General features: G+C 67.3%; 15 protein-coding genes. 6 read left to right on the top strand and 9 right to left on the bottom strand.

Going from position 1 to position 17,022, the window contains the following annotated elements; genetic code table 11:
• Positions 1-16 precede the first annotated feature (16 nt).
• Entirely contained in the window at positions 17-1,780 is a 1,764-nt protein-coding gene (ilvD, locus tag C6Y53_RS05800) for a dihydroxy-acid dehydratase (protein WP_106471579.1), read from the bottom strand.
• 175 nt (positions 1,781-1,955) lie between these two features.
• On the opposite strand from ilvD, the gene C6Y53_RS05795 reads away from it, so the two are divergent.
• Genes C6Y53_RS05795 through C6Y53_RS05780 form a run of 4 tightly spaced genes read left to right on the top strand, consistent with a single transcriptional unit; the run spans position 1,956 to position 8,188 of the window.
• Positions 1,956-5,072, top strand: coding sequence for an ABC transporter transmembrane domain-containing protein (locus tag C6Y53_RS05795; protein ID WP_106471578.1), 3,117 nt, complete (start codon positions 1,956-1,958; stop codon positions 5,070-5,072).
• 22 nt (positions 5,073-5,094) lie between these two features.
• Positions 5,095-5,958 (top strand): CPBP family intramembrane glutamic endopeptidase, encoded by an 864-nt coding sequence (locus C6Y53_RS05790; protein ID WP_342212774.1) that lies wholly within the window; start codon positions 5,095-5,097, stop codon positions 5,956-5,958.
• 59 nt (positions 5,959-6,017) lie between these two features.
• Positions 6,018-6,917 carry an acetyl-CoA carboxylase, carboxyltransferase subunit beta gene (gene accD, locus C6Y53_RS05785; RefSeq protein ID WP_106471576.1) on the top strand — a complete coding sequence of 300 codons (900 nt, stop codon included), beginning with the start codon at positions 6,018-6,020 and terminating at the stop codon, positions 6,915-6,917.
• A complete protein-coding gene (locus C6Y53_RS05780) occupies positions 6,914-8,188 on the top strand; it encodes a bifunctional folylpolyglutamate synthase/dihydrofolate synthase (protein WP_106471575.1) in 1,275 nt (424 codons plus the stop codon). The genes accD and C6Y53_RS05780 overlap by 4 nt, the downstream gene beginning before the upstream one ends.
• Before the next feature lie 34 nt (positions 8,189-8,222).
• Here the strand turns inward: C6Y53_RS05780 and zapE are convergent, their stop codons facing one another.
• The gene (gene zapE / locus C6Y53_RS05775; RefSeq protein ID WP_106473971.1) at positions 8,223-9,287 is read right to left on the bottom strand and encodes a cell division protein ZapE; all 1,065 of its coding nucleotides are present in this window, start codon (positions 9,285-9,287) and stop codon (positions 8,223-8,225) included.
• Positions 9,288-9,436: 149 nt separating this feature from the next.
• Here zapE and C6Y53_RS05770 point away from each other — a divergent pair, with 149 nt between their 5' ends.
• Positions 9,437-10,675: an MFS transporter gene (locus C6Y53_RS05770; protein WP_106471574.1), complete on the top strand. Its 1,239-nt coding sequence runs from the start codon at positions 9,437-9,439 to the stop codon at positions 10,673-10,675.
• Here C6Y53_RS05770 and C6Y53_RS05765 read toward each other — a convergent pair.
• From C6Y53_RS05765 to mbfA, 6 genes are all read right to left on the bottom strand, one after another.
• Positions 10,663-11,577: an ornithine cyclodeaminase family protein gene (locus C6Y53_RS05765; RefSeq protein WP_106471573.1), complete on the bottom strand. Its 915-nt coding sequence runs from the start codon at positions 11,575-11,577 to the stop codon at positions 10,663-10,665. The two genes, C6Y53_RS05770 and C6Y53_RS05765, sit on opposite strands and share 13 nt — an antisense overlap.
• Positions 11,574-12,194, bottom strand: coding sequence for an HAD family hydrolase (locus tag C6Y53_RS05760; RefSeq protein WP_106471572.1), 621 nt, complete (start codon positions 12,192-12,194; stop codon positions 11,574-11,576). The genes C6Y53_RS05765 and C6Y53_RS05760 overlap by 4 nt, the downstream gene beginning before the upstream one ends.
• A 3-nt stretch (positions 12,195-12,197) precedes the next feature.
• Positions 12,198-12,668, bottom strand: a complete 471-nt coding sequence (locus tag C6Y53_RS05755) for a YaiI/YqxD family protein (RefSeq protein WP_106471571.1) — start codon at positions 12,666-12,668, stop codon at positions 12,198-12,200.
• Between the two features lie 11 nt (positions 12,669-12,679).
• Positions 12,680-13,510, bottom strand: coding sequence for an S-formylglutathione hydrolase (fghA, locus tag C6Y53_RS05750; RefSeq protein WP_106471570.1), 831 nt, complete (start codon positions 13,508-13,510; stop codon positions 12,680-12,682).
• A gap of 97 nt (positions 13,511-13,607) precedes the next feature.
• The gene (locus tag C6Y53_RS05745) at positions 13,608-14,534 is read right to left on the bottom strand and encodes an AEC family transporter (RefSeq protein ID WP_106471569.1); all 927 of its coding nucleotides are present in this window, start codon (positions 14,532-14,534) and stop codon (positions 13,608-13,610) included.
• Positions 14,535-14,574: 40 nt separating this feature from the next.
• Positions 14,575-15,549 carry an iron exporter MbfA gene (mbfA, locus tag C6Y53_RS05740; protein ID WP_106471568.1) on the bottom strand — a complete coding sequence of 325 codons (975 nt, stop codon included), beginning with the start codon at positions 15,547-15,549 and terminating at the stop codon, positions 14,575-14,577.
• Between the two features lie 132 nt (positions 15,550-15,681).
• Between mbfA and C6Y53_RS05735 the strand changes: the two genes are divergently transcribed.
• Positions 15,682-16,317 carry a TetR/AcrR family transcriptional regulator gene (locus C6Y53_RS05735; protein WP_106471567.1) on the top strand — a complete coding sequence of 212 codons (636 nt, stop codon included), beginning with the start codon at positions 15,682-15,684 and terminating at the stop codon, positions 16,315-16,317.
• On the opposite strand, the gene C6Y53_RS05730 is transcribed toward C6Y53_RS05735, so the two are convergent.
• On the bottom strand, positions 16,314-17,015 hold the full coding sequence (locus tag C6Y53_RS05730) for an NYN domain-containing protein (protein WP_106471566.1): 702 nt from the start codon (positions 17,013-17,015) through the stop codon (positions 16,314-16,316). The two genes, C6Y53_RS05735 and C6Y53_RS05730, sit on opposite strands and share 4 nt — an antisense overlap.
• Between the last annotated feature and the right edge of the window lie 7 nt (positions 17,016-17,022).

The raw sequence follows: 17,022 nt of genomic DNA, 5'->3' as shown, positions 1-17,022 counted from the left end.
CGCCCGCCCGACCGGCCTAGAGGTCCATGTATTGGTGCCGTTCGTCCGCGCCGCCCGGATGGGTGACCGCCCCCTTGTAGGTCGCGCCGACGAGCTGCGCGTATTTCCACAGCGCGCCCGACCCATAGATGGTTTCACGGGGACCGGCCCAGTCAGACTTGCGCGCGGCCAGTTCGTCATCGGACAGATCGACCGACAGGTTGCCCGAGATCGCGTCGATGGTGATCATGTCGCCATTGCGCAGCAGCGCGATCGGCCCGCCATGGGCCGCCTCGGGGCCGACATGGCCGACGCAGAACCCACGGGTCGCGCCGGAAAAGCGCCCGTCGGTGATCAGCGCCACCTTCTTGCCCATGCCCTGGCCGGACAGGGCGGCGGTGGTGGCCAGCATCTCGCGCATGCCCGGCCCGCCGGACGGGCCCTCGTTGCGGATGACGATGACCTCGCCTTCGGCATAGTCGCGTTTCTTCACCGCCTCGAACGCGTCCTCTTCGCATTCGAAGACGCGGGCGGGGCCGGTGAATTTCTGGTTTTCCTCGGCGATGCCCGCGACCTTCACGATCGCGCCTTCGGGGGCCAGGTTGCCTTTCAGGCCCACCACGCCGCCGGTTTTCGAGATCGGGGTCTCGATGGGATAGATCACCTTGCCGTCGGCCTCGCGGTCGATCCGGTCCAGTTCCTCGCCGATGCTGCGGCCGGTGGCGGTGATGCAATCTTCGTGGATCAGGCCGGCCTTGCGCAGTTCCTTCATCACCACCGGGATGCCGCCTGCGTCAAAGAGATCCTTGGCCACATACTCGCCGCCCGGTTTCAGGTCGACGAAATAGGGCGTCTCGCGGAAGATGTCGCACACGTCATCGAGGAAGAACTCGATCCCCGCCTCGTGCGCGATTGCGGGCAGGTGCAGCCCCGCATTGGTCGATCCGCCGGTGCAGGCGACCACGCGGGCGGCGTTTTCCAGGCTCTTGCGGGTGACGACATCGCGGGCGCGGATGTTGCGGTCCAGCAGGGTCATCACCGCCTGGCCCGAGGCCTCGGCATACTGGTCGCGGGATTCGTAGGGCGCGGGCATGCCCGAGCTGTTCATCAGCGCCAGCCCGATCGCTTCGGACACGCAGGCCATGGTGTTGGCGGTAAACTGGCCGCCGCAGGCGCCGGCGCTGGGGCAGGCGACCCGTTCCAGAACGTCCAGCGCCTTGTCGGACATGGTGCCGTTCTGGTGCCGTCCGACCGCCTCGAACATGTCCTGCACGGTCAGATCGCGAGACCGGAAATCCTCGGGCACCTCGTCGATCTGGGGCGCCTTGCCCGGCAGGATCGACCCGCCGTAGATGAACACGGACGGCACGTTCAGCCGCACCATCGCCATCATCATGCCCGGCAGGCTCTTGTCGCAACCGGCCAGCCCGACGATGGCATCGTAGCAATGGCCGCGCATGGTCAGTTCGACCGTGTCGGCGATGGCCTCGCGCGATGCCAGCGACGACCGCATCCCTTCGTGGCCCATGGCGATGCCGTCGGTGACGGTGATCGTGGTGAATTCGCGCGGCGTGCCAAAGGCCTGCTTGACCCCCATCTTCACCGCCTGCGCCTGGCGGTTCAGCGAGATGTTGCAGGGCGCGGCTTCGTTCCAGCAGGTGGCGACGCCCACCAGCGGCTGGTGGATCTCGTCTTCGGTCATGCCCATCGCGTAATAATAGGACCGGTGCGGCGCGCGGGCCGGGCCTTCGGTCACATGGCGGCTGGGCAGACGGGTCTTGTCGAACTTGCGGTTGAGCATCTCGTAGCCTCGCTGAATTCACGTCATATCGGGAATAGCCACGGGTGCGGGGCGGCACAAGGGCGAACCATGACACCGGGCCCGCCTTGATTTGACCCGGTGCAGCGCTTACCTTCCCCAACTGCCCCGCAACGCAAACGTGGGTGCCCGATCTGATATTCGCCGGGACCGGTGCATGGAACCCACCCTGTTTTCCTTCATCTGGAAGAATTCCAAGCGGCAGCAACTGGTTCTGCTGCTGCTGACGCTGATTTCGTTTCCGTTTCTCTACGCGTCGCTGGAACTGCCCAAGCGGATCATCAACGACGCCATCGGCGCGCCGGGGTCGGTGATCCCGCTCTACGGGTTCGAGGTCACGCAGGTGCAATACCTGCTGCTGCTCAGCTTTGCGTTTCTGGGCGCGGTGCTGGCCAGCGGGCTGATGAAAATGCGCATCAACACGATGAAGGGCGTGCTGGCCGAGCGCCTGCTGCGGCGGCTGCGCTATACGCTGATCGCGCGGACGATGCGGTTCCCCAAACCCTATTTCCGCTCGACCAGCCAGGGCGAACTGGTGTCGATGATCACCTCCGAGGCCGAACCCATGGGCGGCCTGATGGGCGATGCGGTGGCGCAGCCGGTGTTCCAGGCCGGGCAGATGCTGACCATCGTGGCGTTCCTGTTCGTGCAGAGCCTGTGGTTCGGGCTGGCGGCGGTGGCGCTGATCCCGTTGCAGGCCTGGCTGATCCCGCGCCTGCAGCGTCAGATCAACCTGCTCAACAAGGAGCGGATCGGCCAGGTGCGCCACCTGTCCGCGGAAATCGGCGAAAGCGCCGCGGGTATCAGCGACCTGCGCGCAAACGGCGGCTGGCGCTATCGCATGGCGCAGTTCACCGACCGGCTGGGAAAGCTCTTCGATATCCGGTTCCGGATATACCGCAAGAAATTCTTCATGAAATTTCTCAACAACCTGATCACCCAGATGACGCCGTTTCTGTTCTATTCCATCGGCGGCCTGCTGGCGATCCGGGGCGATATCACCGTGGGGGCGCTGGTGGCGGCGCTGGCCGCCTACAAGGACCTGTCCAGCCCGTGGAAAGAACTGTTGTATTACTACAACCAGGTGCAGGACATGTCGCTGCGCTGGCAGATCGTCACCGAACGTTTTGCGCCGGCCAACATGATCGACGAGGCGCTGTTCGAGAACGACCCCGAGGACCTGCCCCGGCTCGACGGGGCGATCGAGCTGCATGACGTCACCGTGCGCGACCAGGACGGCAACACGGTGCTCGAGGATATCGACCTGACGATCCCGCCGCAGTCGCGGGTGGCGATCCAGTGCCGCAGCCCCGCCGAACGGGCCGCGCTGGCCGAACTGCTGACGCGCGAGGTGCTGCCGGCGCGCGGGTCGGTCGTGCTGTCCGGCCAGCCGCTGGCCACGATGCACCAGGCCACGATCGCGGCGCGGATCGGCCATGCCCATTCGCGGCCCTACCTGTTCGACGGCACGCTGGGCGACAACCTGATGATGCCGCTCAGGCTGCGCCCGCAGGAACATCGCTGGGATCCCGGCGACCGCGACCGCCGCGCGGCCGAGGCCCGGCGCTCCGGCAACAGTGCCGACCCGCTCGACGGGAACTGGATCGACCCCGGGCTGGCGGGGCTGACGGATGACGACGACATCCGCGAATGGTGGTTCAGCCTGAACGAAGCGATGGGGATCGACGATTTCATGGTTCGCCGGTCGCTGCGGTCGCAGGTCGACCCGGCGCATTTCCCGGCTCTGGCCCGTGAAATCGTCGGCCTCAGGGACGAAGTCCATGACCGGCTGCGCGACCGCGGGCTGGACCGGTTCGTCTACCGGTTCGACCCGGACCGGTTCAACCCGGCGATCCCGCTGGGCGGCAACCTGCTGTTCGCGTCGCCGGCCCGGTCGATTTCCCAGGAATCGCTGGCCGCGTCGGGCAACCTGATCCGGCTGATGGAAGAACAGGGGCTGGCCGAGGAAGGCCTGTCGATCGCCAAGGCGGTGATGGGCCTGCTGAACCGCACCTTCGGGCGGGACGGCACCGATCACCCGCTGTTCCGGCGGCTGGGAATGGAAGAGGACACCTATTACAAGCTGACCGACATCGCCGAGAAATGCTGTACCGCGGGCGATGTGGGGCTGACCGAGGCGGAACGCGCGCTGCTGCTGACGGTGCCGTTCCTGCTGACCGCCGAACAGATCGGCCCCGGTTTCCCGGAAAAGTTCAAGCAGCGCATCCTCGAAATCCGCCAGACCCGGGCGGAGGAACTGCGCCGCAGGACCGGTGATCTGTTCGTGCGTCTCACGCCGGAAATCTATGCGCCCCGGCTGACGCTGCTCGAAAACGCGATCTACGGGCGGGTGTCGATGATGGCCGGTGCGCGCGCCCGCGAAATCGAGGACACGGTGGTCGAGGTGCTGGCCGCGCATGACCTGCGCGACGAGGTGGCCGCGACCGTGTTTGACCTGCGGGCCGGGATCGGCGGCGCCAACCTGCCCACCGTGTTCCAGGAACGCGCGGCGTTCAGCCGGGCGGCGATCAAGCGGCCCGATATCCTGATCCTCGACCGGGTTCTGGCCAGCCACGATGCGGCCAGCCGCGCCACGACCCGCGAACGGCTGCGCGGCCTGATGCCACGGTCGACGATCATCTTCATGGAGGACCGGTTCGAGAATCCGCAGGCCTATGACATGTTCGTCGAGATCCGGGGCGGGCGCATCGACGGCATCTCGCGCAGCGATGACGGATCGCTGGACGAAGACGCCGCCGCCGACCTCAAACGCAAGCAGCAGATCATCGCCGACACCCCGCTATTCGCGCGGCTGGACACCCGCAGCCAGCGGCTGCTGGCGTTTTCGGCGAACTGGTACAATGCCGCACCCGAGGAAAAGATCTTTGCCGCCGGTGACGCCGCCGACGCCGCCTATCTCTGTCTCAACGGGCGGGCCGAACTGCGCTGGCCAGACCCGGGCAACGAGGCCCCGATCACGGTGATCGAACCGGGGCGGGTCATAGGCGATCTTTCGATCATCACCGGGGACAACCGGGCGCTCGATCTGGTCGCGACCGAGCCATCCTGTTTCCTGCGCATCGGCGCCGAGGAATTTCGCGAAGTCATGGAAAACGACACCACCGTGGCGGTGGGGCTGCTGGAAACGGTGGCGTCGCATCTGACCGGCGCGGCCGGGTTCCTGCGCGGACACAAGGGCGAAACGGCGCCCGCGGGCGGCGCAGGCGATGCGCAAGGTCCGCCGCCGCCGCCCCCGGTGCGCGATGCGTCCTAGCTACGCCGCGCATGAAATCCTGGTGGGCCCCGCGCGCGGTCGTCCGGCGCTGTGGCGGCTGGTCGCGGGGCTGGTGCTGGTGGCGCTGATCGCGATGGGTCTGAACGCGGTCTTCGGCGGTCTTGCGCGTCTTGCCGCGCCGGAATTCTGGCGTGAAACCCTGCGCAACCCGGCGCTCCTCGGGTCGCATCCGGTGGCGCTGCTGGTCCTGCTGGCCAGTTTCGGGTTCGTCGCGCTGGGCGTCGCGTTGGCGGCCCGCCTGTTGCAGCAACGCGCGCCCGCGGGCCTGGTCGGTCCGCTGCCGCTGGCCGTGCGGCAGTTCTGGCGCGTGTTCCGGCTGCTGCTGGTTCTCGCCGCGGTGGTGATGCTCCTGCCGCCCTGGGATTATGGCGAACCGTTGGTGCAGAACATGGCGCCCGGCCGCTGGCTGCTGCTGCTGCCGCTGTCCCTGGGCGCGGTGCTGGTGCAGACCGCGACCGAGGAACTTCTGTTCCGGGGCTACATCCAGCAGTCGCTGGCGGCGCGGTTCGCCCATCCGGCGGTGTGGATGCTGCTGCCATCGGCGCTGTTCGCCGCCGGTCACTACCTGCCCGCGCAGGCGGGCGACAATGCGGTGCTGATCGCGCTGTGGTCGGGGCTGTTCGGCGTGCTGATGGCCGACCTGACCGCGCGGGCCGGAACGCTGGGCCCGGCCATCGCGGTCCATTTCGCCAACAATGTCGTCTCGCTGCTGATCGTGTCGCTGCCCGACGGGCTGTCGGGGCTCGCGCTCTTTACGCTGCCCTATGAAATGTCGGATACCACCGTCCTGCGCGGCTGGCTGGCGGTGGATTTCATGCTGATGCTGCTGGGCTGGCTGACGGCCCGGCTGGCGATCCGCGCCTGATTGCAATTCGCCCCGCGAATGCGTATCCCGGCGCCAGCGCATTCCGCCAGAGGTAAGCCATGAACTGGATCACCAACTATGTCCGGCCCCGGATAAACTCGATCTTCTCGCGCCGCGAGACGCCCGAGAATCTCTGGCAGAAATGCGACGGCTGCGGCACCATGCTGTTCCACCGCGAACTGACCGAGAACCTCAATGTCTGCACCAGCTGCGGGCATCACATGGTCATCGTGCCGCGCGCACGGCTGACCGCGCTGTTCGACGGCGGCGTGTTCAACGAGGTGGCCGTGCCGGACCCGGTCGCGGACCCGCTGCATTTCCGCGACCAGAAGAAATATCCCGACCGCAAGCGGGCGGCGCAGAAATCCACCGGTGAAAAAGAGGCGATGCTGGTCGCCACCGGCGAAATCGGCCGCACGCCGATCGTCGCCGCCGCGCAGGATTTCAGCTTCATGGCCGGGTCGATGGGCATGTATGTCGGCAACGCGATCATCGCGGCGGCAAAAGAGGCGGTGAAGCTCAAGCGCCCGCTGATCCTGTTTTCCGCCGCCGGCGGCGCGCGGATGCAGGAAGGCATCCTGTCGCTGATGCAGATGCCGCGCACCACCGTTGCGGTGCAGATGCTCAAGGAGGCGGGGCTGCCCTATATCGTCGTGCTGACCCACCCGACCACCGGAGGGGTCACGGCGTCCTACGCGATGCTCGGCGACGTGCAGATCGCCGAACCGGGCGCGCTGATCTGTTTCGCCGGTCCGCGCGTGATCGAACAGACCATCCGCGAAAAACTGCCCGAAGGTTTCCAGCGCGCCGAGTATCTGCTGGAACATGGTATGCTGGACCGGGTGACGCCGCGCACCGAACTTCGCGACGAACTGATCACCATCACCCGGATGCTGATGAACCTGCCCCCGGAAATCAAGGGCGACCTGCCCGCGCCCGAGGCCGCCGCCGGAACATGACCGCCGCCGGATCGGATGTCATCCTGCAACGGATGATGGCGCTGCACCCCAAGGTCATCGACCTGACCCTGGACAGGGTCTGGCGGCTGCTTGACGCGCTGGGCAACCCGCAGGACCGGCTGCCGCCGGTCATCCATGTGGCGGGCACCAATGGCAAGGGCTCGACGCTGGCGATGATCCGCGCCGGGATCGAAGGCGCGGGCAAGACCGCCCATGCCTACACCTCGCCGCATCTGGTCCGGTTCCACGAACGCATCCGGATCGCCGGGACGTTGATTTCCGAACCGGATCTCGCCGCGCTGCTCGATGAATGCTATGCGGCGAATGGCGGTGAGGCGATCACCTATTTCGAGATCACGACCTGCGCCGCGCTGCTGGGATTTGCCCGCCATGCGGCGGATTTCACCCTGCTCGAGGTCGGGCTGGGCGGGCGGCTGGACGCGACCAACGTGATCGCGCGCCCGGCGCTGACCATCATCACGCCGGTTTCCATCGACCACCAGCAGTTCCTCGGCGACACGATCGGGTCGATCGCCGCCGAAAAGGCCGGCATCCTGAAACGCGGCGTGCCCTGCGTGGTCGGGCCGCAGCCCGATGCCGCGCTCGACGTGATCGAAGCCGCCGCATCCCGGATCGGCGCACCGTTGCTCGTGCATGGGCAGCACTGGCATGTGCAGGAGGAACACGGGCGCCTCGTCTATCAGGACGAAACCGGCCTGCGCGATCTGCCGCTGCCCAATCTGCCCGGCGCCCACCAGCTGGCCAATGCGGGGGCCGCGCTTGCCGCCCTGCGCCATGCCGGTCTCGGGGACGCGGCGCTGGAGGCGGCGGTGACGCAGGCCCGATGGCCCGCCCGCATGCAGCGGCTGCGTCACGGCACGTTGGCCGATCTGGCGCCGGATGCCGAGATCTGGCTCGATGGCGGGCACAATCCGGCGGCGGGGCAGGTGCTGGCCGATCATCTTTCGACCCTTCCGGCCCGGCCGACGCATCTCGTCTGCGGGATGCTCGACACCAAGGATATCGGCGGTTACCTGCGGCCTCTCGCGGCGCGGGCGGCCAGCCTGACGGCGGTGTCCATTCCGGGCGAGACCGCGACATTGCCGGCAGCGGCCACCGCCGCCGCCGCGCGTGATGCGGGCCTGCTTGCAACCACCGCCGGCAGCGTCCGCGAGGCGGTCGCCTCCATCGCCGCGCAGACACCCGGCGCGCGTATCCTCATCTGCGGATCGCTTTATTTGGCGGGGCACGTCCTGCGCGACGACGGCTGACGCGGCGTTACACCGACGGTCGTATTCGGGCGGGCTACGCCTGCCCCCAGTCCGCGCTCTGCATTTCGCGCAGCCGTGATGCCGTGCGTTCGAATTCGAACGCGCCATCGCCCTCGACATAGAGCATTTCGGGCACGTCCGCCGCCGAGCAGATCAGCCGCACCCGCGCCTCGTAGAGCGCGTCGATCAGCGTGACGAACCGCTTGGCCTCGTTGAAATTGTTGCGCGACAGGCGCGGGATGTCTTCCAGCACCAAAACCTTCACCGCCCCGGCGATTGCAAGGTAGTCCGCGGGCCCCAGCATCCGGCCGCAGAGATCGAAGAACCCCGCCCGCGCGATCCCGTTGCGAAACTCGGGCAGTTCGACCCGGCGGCCTTTCACCTGCAGGATCAGGGGCTGCGCCGGGCCGCCGGTCAGGTCGGCCCAGATCGCCCCGATCGCCCGGCGGGCCTCGGGCCCCAGCGGGGTGAAATAGACCGGTTCGCCTTCCAGCCGGTCCTGCCGGTAATCGGTGGGGCTGGCCAGTTCGCGAACCTCCATCCGGTCCTTGATCAGCGCGATGAAGGGCAGGAACAGCTGCCGGTTCAGCCCGTTTTCATAGAGCGCGTCCGGCACCCGGTTCGAGGTGGTCACCACCACCACCCGCGCGGCGAACAAGGCCTCGAACAGCCGGCCCACGATCATCGCGTCGGTGATGTCGGTGATCTGCATTTCGTCAAAGGCCAGCAGCCGGACCGATGCCGCCACATCCGCCGCAACCGGCGCCAGGGGATCCGCGACGCCGCGTTCCCGGGCCGCGTGCATGGCGGCGTGGATCTCCTGCATGAACGCGTGGAAATGCACCCGCCGCACCGGAACCTCGCCGCCGATACTGTCGACGAACAGGTCCATCAGCATGGATTTGCCGCGCCCGACGCCACCCCACAGGTAGAGCCCCTGGGGCGGCTCGGGCGCACGGCGGAACAGGCCGCGCCTGCGGGGCTGTGCCAGCCCGGCGCGGATACGTTCGAATTCCGGCAGCACGGCCCGCTGGGCCGGATCGGGGCGCAGGTCGCCGGCGGCAACCATGTCCTCGTAGAGACGGACGAAATCGGTCATGCCCAACGCATAGCCCGCCCCATTCCGGTTGAAAAGCATCCGGCACCGGGCCGAACCCATCACCAACGGTCATGGCCCACCCCATGATCGAGCGATTGACCGGGACACCCGAGTAAACCTAGTTTCATCCGGAATTCGAAGGGAATACGATGCCGCGCCAGTCTCTCTTTTCGCCGGTCCTCATTGTCGGCTGCATCATCATCACGGTGAGCTTTGCGATCCGGGCGTCCTTTGGCGTGTTCCAGATCCCGATTGCCGAGGAATTCGGCTGGCTGCGCACCGATTTCTCGCTGGCGATCGCGATCCAGAACCTCGCCTGGGGTGTCGGACAGCCGATATTCGCGGCGATTGCCGAAAAGGTCGGCGACCGGCGGTCCATCGTCCTCGGGGCGATCACCTATGCCGCCGGGCTGGTGCTGTCGGCCTGGTCGGTGACGCCGCTCGAACACCAGATCTATGAATGGCTGGTCGGTTTCGGCATCGCCGGAACCGGGTTCGGCGTGATCCTCGGCGCGGTCGGGCGGGCCGCCTCGGACGAAAACCGGTCGATGTCGCTGGCCATCGTCACCGCCGCCGGCAGCGCGGGGCAGGTGTTCGGCGCGCCGACTGCGGAATGGATGCTGGGCTTTCTCAGCTGGCAGCAGGTGTTCCTGGTGTTCGCGGCGGCGGTTCTGGCGCTGGTGCTGCTGCTGCCGATGATGCGCGCGCCCGAACAGGTCAGCCGGGCCGAGTTCACCCAGAGCCTGTCCGGCATCCTGCGAACCGCGTTTCGCGATCCGTCCTATACGCTGATCTTCCTGGGGTTTTTCAGCTGCGGTTACCAGCTGGCGTTCATCACCGCGCATTTTCCCGCCTTCGTGACCGAGATGTGCGGCCCGATCGCCCCCGGCGGGGTGCTGCACGCGATGGGCGTGACGACCACGTCGGCGCTGGGCGCGCTGTCGATCGCGCTGATCGGGCTGGCGAATATCGGCGGGACGCTGCTGGCGGGCTGGGCGGGCAATCGTTTCCCCCGCAAATACCTGCTGGCGACCATCTATGCCGCCCGCACGCTGGTGGCGGCCGCATTCATCCTGCTGCCGATCACGCCCGGTTCGGTGATCGTGTTCTCGATCGTCATGGGGGCATTGTGGCTGGCCACCGTGCCGCTGACCTCGGGGCTGGTCGCGCATATCTACGGACTGCGCTACATGGGCACGCTTTACGGGATCGTGTTCCTCAGCCACCAGATCGGCGGCTTTTTCGGGGTCTGGCTGGGCGGGCGGATGTATGACATCACCGGCGACTACACGCTGGTCTGGTGGGTCGGCGTCGGTGCCGGCGCGTTCAGCGCCATCGTGCATCTGCCGGTGCGCGAGGCGCGCAATCCCGCGCTTCAGCCGTCCTGAAGCCACATGTCGAGGATATAGCGCGCGGTCATCAGGTCCAGATGCGCCCCGCCGCCGTTCTTGAACAGGCTGATGCTGCCGGCATCGTGGCCAAAGGCGGGCAGGTCATAGAAATCCGCGACGATATCGTCGGCGGAAATGACACCCGCCGCGATCGGGATCATCAGTTCGCCGATATGGCCGATGGTCGTGGCGCGGCTGTCGACAAAGATCCGCGACCGCGCCATGGCGGTGTCGTCGGCCTCGCGCATGTCGGGACGGTAGGCGCCGATCAGGTTCACATGCTGGCCCGGCCGCAGCCAGTCGCCCCGGATCACCGGTTCCGACGACATCGTGGCGCTGACCACGATGTCGGCCGCGCGCACCGCCTCTTCGAGATCGCCCGCGACGGCGACGTTGTCATAGTCCGCCGCCAGGGTTTCCGCCTTGGCGCGGGTGCGGTTCCACAACGTGAACCGCGCCTCGGGAAAGCCGGCGCCGAAGGCTTCGATCAGCGAGCCGCCGACGGTGCCGGCCCCGACGATCAGGATGGACCGGCTGGCCGGGTCGGCCAGCCGCAGTGCCGCCAGCAGGCTGTCGCAGGCGGTTTTCCATTTCGTCACGAGGTGAAAGTCGACCAGTGCCGCCAGCGTGCCATCGCGGTCCGAAAACAGGTTGACCGCGCCATTGACCATCGGCGCCCCGCGATCCGGGTTGCCGGGAAAGACCGTCGCCGTCTTGACCAGCGACCCCAGCCCGTCGATCCAGGCCGCCCGCGACAACAGGGTGTCGGGGTCGCGATAGAGGAACGTATCGCCGATCTCTGCGCGGGGCAGATCGTGGCCACGGGCCAGCGCCTCGGCCAGGTCCAGCCAGTTCAGCCGCGCTTCGCCTTCGGCAAAGGGAATGATCGGAAATGTCATCGGGCGTCCTCCTCGTTCAGCAATCCATCGGCGACCAGACGTTCGGCGAACCCCTGGGGGCCGTCGAACAGGTGCACCTGCCAGCCGCGCCGGGCGGCGATGACGATGTTCTCGGGCCGGTCGTCGGCGAACAGCAGCGCGGCGGGGTCATGGCCGCAGCCCTGTTCGAGCGCGGCGTAGAACTCCGGGTCGGGTTTCATCATCCCGTGATGCCCCGAGACCCAGATCCGGTCGAAATCGAGCAGGAACGGATAGGCGGCGGTGGCGATATCGAAGGTTTCGACGCCGAAATTCGACAGCGCGAAGACCGGCACGCCCCTGTCGCGCAGCGCCTGTTTCAGCCGCACCGTGTGCGGTATCGCGGGGCTGGCCATGTCCAGCCAGCGGTCGCGCCAGAGCAGGATTTCCCGCGCCCAGCGCGGATGCGCCCGCGCCAGCGCCTCGACCGAGGCCGCGAATGGCCGGCCCATGTCGACGGATTCGTTCATGGCTTCGAGATCGACCTCGGCAAAGAGGGCCCGCCGCGCGGTTTCGCCGATTTCCCGGTCGTAGAACCCGGTCGGGTTCCAGTCGATCAGCACCCGGCCGATATCGAACACCACCGCTTGTGGTCGCATGATCTACCCTTTGTCGCTCTGCGCGGCGCGCACGGCCCGTTCCAGCGCGTCGAGGAAACGGGACCGGTCGGTCTTTGTAAACCCCTGCCCGCCGCCGCCCGCGCCCAGCGGGTTGGCGGCGCGCAGATCGGTCATCAGGTCGCGCATCGCCAGCTGCGCACCGATATTGGCGGGGGTGAAGGTTTCGCCGTTGTGGCGCAGCACCCGTGCGCCGGCCGCGAGGCATTTCGCGGCCAGCGGGATGTCGCCTGTCACCACCACGTCGCCGGGGCCGCAATTGTCGGCGATCCAGCGATCGGCCATGTCGGGGCCCTCGGCAACGATCACCGTTTCGACCAGCGGGTTGCGCGACGGGCGCAGCCCGCCATTGGACACCAGCTTCACCGGCATCCGGTGGCGGGTGGCGACACGTTCGGCCTCGGCCCGGACCGGGCAGGCATCGGCGTCGACATAGATCGCGCGCTCAGCGGTCATCGGCGCGGCACTCAGGCCCAAAGCGCCTCGGCATGGAAGGCGACGTGGTCCTCGATGAAGCTGGAGACGAAGAAGTAGCTGTGATCGTAACCGTTCTGCAGCCGCAACGTGGCCGGCTGGCGGCGGGTTGCCACCGCGTCGGCCAGCGCCTCGGGGCGCAGCAGGTCGATGAACTGGTCGGCGCTGCCGGTGTCGATCAGGACCGGCCCGTCAAAGCCGCGCTCGCGCATCACCAGGCTGGCATCATGGCGCGCCCATGCGGTTTCGTCGTCGCCCAGATAGGCGGCGAGCTGTTTGCGGCCCCAGTCGGAGCCGGCGGGGTTCGAGATCGGCGCGAAGGCGGAGACGGAGCGGAACCGGCCCGGCAGCCCCATCGCCAGGGTCAGCGCCCCGTGCCCGCCCATCGAATGGCCGGTGATCGCCTGCCGGTCCGGGTCGATGGCAAAGTTCTCGGCCAGCAGCGCGGGCAGATCCTCGGCCACATAATCCCACATGCGGAAATGCGGGGCCCAGGGGGCCTGGGTGGCATTGACATAGAACCCGGCCCCCTGGCCCAGGTCGTATTCCGGGTCATCGGCCACGTTGTCGCCCCGCGGCGAGGTGTCGGGAAAGACCAGCGCAATGCCCTGTTCGGCCGCCCATTGCTGGGCGCCGGCCTTGGTCATGGCGTTTTCATGGGTGCAGGTCAGGCCTGACAGATACCACAGCAGCGGCACTGGGCCGTCACCGGCTTCTTCGGGCAGGAACAGCCCGAAGGTCATGTCGCAGCCGCAGCTGCCGGATGCGTGGCGATAGACGCCCTGCACCCCGTCAAAGCATCTGTTTTCGGACAGGGTTTCCATTTCGTGCCTCCGTGTTCGCTGGCTCTTGGCTACCGGGCCTTGGCGCGGGCGTCCAGTGCGGGAGCCTCCGGCGGGGATATTTTCGGCAAGAGGAAGGTCAGGGCGCGACCATGGCGATCACCAGCGGCACCGTCAGGATGCTTGCCAATGTCGAAAACAGGATCGCGGCCGAAACCCGGTGCGGCGCAATGCCGTAATGCTGGGCCAGCATGTAGACGTTCCCCGCAACCGGCAGCGCGGCGGCGGAGATGACGACGGCGGCCTGGTAGGGAGCGAGCGGGAACAGCAGCAGCACGCCGACCGCCACGGCGGCCGGGTGCAGCACCAGCTTGCAGACGCTCAGCCAGCCGGCGACCTGGACCCGTTCGGCGGATTTCCCGGCCAGCGACGCGCCGATGGCGAACAGCGCGCCGGGGGTGGCGGCGCCGCCGAGGATGGACAGGAACTCCGCCATCGGCGCCGGGATCGGAAGCTGCAGGGCCGACCAGGCCAGGCCCGCGCAGATCGACACGATCATCGGGTTGCGCAGCAGCCCCAGCCCCACCAGCCGCAGGGTCGCGCCCCAGGACGGGCCGCGATTGCGGGCGTTGATCAGGATCACGATCAGCGACGAGAACACGACCAGGTCGGTGGCCAGCACCAGCATGATCGGACCGATCGCGGCCTCGCCCAGCAGCACCGCGAGCATCGGGATGCCGAGAAAGCCGACATTGCCGATCACCGCGCATTGCGCCTCGACCGCGGCGGTGGCCATGTCGAGCCGGCGCAGCAGGGCCACGGCGGTGGCCAGCAGGTAGATCGCCGTGGTGCCCGCCAGGTAGCCCGCCACCAGCCGCATGTCGAGGATCTCGGCCAGCGACAGGTTGGCGGCAAAGCGGAACAGCATCGCAGACAGCGCGAAATAGAACACGAAGCGGGTCAGCCAGGCGGTGGCCTCTTCGGTGAAGAAACGGGTGCGGCCTGCCCAGTAGCCCAGGCCGATCAGGGCAAAGAAGGGGAGGGTGCGCAGGAAAATATCGGCCATGCCACGGGGTTAGCCCGCGCGCAGGGCGGGTGCAAGACGGCTAGCCGCTGCCGATCAGGATACCGGCGGCCAGCACCAGCGCACCGCCGAGCACCACCTGGAACGCGGCGCGGAAGAACGGCGTTTCCATGTAGCGGTTCTGGATCCAGGCGATGGCCCACAATTCGAAGAACACGATCACGATGGCGATCGTCGTCGCGGTGTAGAATTCCGGGATCAGGTAGGGCAGGGCGTGGCCCAGCCCGCCCAGCGTCGTCATCACCCCGGATGCCAGCCCGCGTTTTGCCGGCGACCCGCGTCCGGACAATTCGCCGTCATCGGAGGCGGCTTCGGTAAAACCCATCGAGATCCCCGCCCCGACCGAGGCCGCGACGCCGACAAGGAAGGTGGTCCAGGTGTCCTGGGTGGCAAAGGCGGTGGCGAAGATCGGCGCCAGGGTGGAGACCGACCCGTCCATCAGCCCCGCCAGGCCCGGCTGCACCCAGGTCAGGATGAACTGCCGGTGCGCGGTTGCGTCCTCGTCGTCGCGCGCGCCATCGCCCAGATGGGTGTCGGCCAGTTCGCCGGCGGTTGCGTGATGGCCGGCTTCGGCGGCGGCGAGATCGCCCAGCAGCTTGCGGGTCGCCGCATCGCTGGTACGCGATGCCGCGGCCGCATAGAACCGTTCGGCATCCGCCTCCATCGCTTCGGCCTCGGCGCGGATGCGGTCGAGCCCGAGATTTTCCATCAGCCAGACCGGGCGCCGGGCGTAGAAACCGGCCACATGTTCGCGGCGGATCAGCGGGATGACCGGGCCGAACCGGGTTTCGTGCAGGGCGATGAGGTTGCCGCGGTGGCTGTCTTCCTCGGCGGCCATGTCCTCGAACAGCCGGGCGCTGGCCGGATAGTCGGCGCGCAGGCTTTCGGCATAGCCGCGATAGATGCGGGCGTCATCCTCTTCCGAGGAAATCGCCAGCGCCAGGATTTCCTGTTCGCTGAGATCCGAAAACCGCTTTCGTTGCGTCATGAAGCGCATGGTGCCACCCACATTTAGAATCATTCCAAGTTCTAGCGATTCCGGCGGCGGAAACAAGCGCGGGGCCATGAATATTGTTGTTCGGACGGTCGTGTTCCTATTAGGCTATGCGGATTCATGCGGGGGAGAGCGATGGGAGAAGCGTCTGTTTTGGTGCGTCGGGGGCGCAAGTTCGACCAGGTGTTGGAGGGCGCCCGAAAGGTGTTCCTTGATACCGGGTTCGAACGCGCCAGCATGGATGACGTGGCCCGGGCCGCGCGTGTCTCGAAGGCGACGCTCTACAGCTATTTTTCCGACAAGCGGCTGCTGTTCACCGAAGTGGTGCGCAGCGAATGCGCCCGGCAGGCCGAAACCGCCGCGGCCCTTGTCGAGGTGGCCGATTGCCCGCGCAAGGTGTTGCGGTTCGCCGCCGAGAAGATCATCGAATTCTACCTGTCCGATTTCGGGTTGCGCGTCTATCGCATCTGCCTGTCGGAATCCGCGCGTTTCCCTGAGCTGGGGCGCCTGTTCTATGACAGCGGGCCGACGCAGGTGCGCGACCGGCTGGGGGATTACCTCGTCTTGGCGACCGCGCGCGGCGAGTTGAGGGTCGACGATCCGGGGCTGGCCGCCGACCAGTTCGGGGCGCTCTGCCGGGCCGGCCTGTTTGCCCGGCGCGCCTTCAATGTCGATCGGGATTACTGCCGTATCGAAGCGGACCGGGTGGCGGCCTCGGCGGTGGACATGTTCATGGCGCGTTACGGCGCCGGGGCCCGCCGCGCGGGCTAGTCCAGCCGCCGCAACTCGATCTGGTTGCCGCTGCCGCGCCGGGTTTCGAAGATCCTGATCGCGGCCACGAGGTCGCTCAGCTTGCGTTTGCCATAGCTGCGCGTGTCGAAATCCGGGTTCGCGGCGGCGATGAACTGGCCGATCCGGCCCAGCGTGTACCAGTCGTCATCCTGCTCGATGGCATCCATCGCCTTCAGGATCAGGTCGCGGGCGTCCTGCAGGGACCGGGCGGGCGGCGCATCGCCGGCGCGGGTGTCGCCGGGTTCGGTGACGGTCTGGATGTTCTCGAGAAAGATGAAGCGTTTGCAGGCCTTGCGGAAGGCTTCGGGGGTCTTCATCTGGCCGATGCCATAGACGTCCAGGCCCTGTTCGCGGATACGGCTCGCCAGCCGGGTAAAGTCGCTGTCGGAGGAGACCAGGACGAAACCGTCGAACCGCCCCGAATGCAGCAGGTCCATCGCGTCGATCACCAGCGCGATGTCGCTGGCGTTCTTGCCGACCGTGTTTGCCGGCTGGTGATGCGGGACCAGCCCGTGTTCGGCCTGGACCCGTGACCATCCGGTCATCTGCGGGCTGGAAAAATCGCCATAGCATCGCCGCACCGATGCCTCGCCGAACCCGGCGATTTCGTCGAAAATCGCACCGGCATGGCGCGGCGAGGTGTTGTCCGCGTCGATCAGGACGGCCAGCAGGGGCATCGGCCGC

Source organism: Pukyongiella litopenaei (genome assembly GCF_003008555.2).
Lineage (GTDB): Bacteria > Pseudomonadota > Alphaproteobacteria > Rhodobacterales > Rhodobacteraceae > Pukyongiella > Pukyongiella litopenaei.
This window is presented reverse-complemented; position numbering and strand designations above follow the sequence as displayed.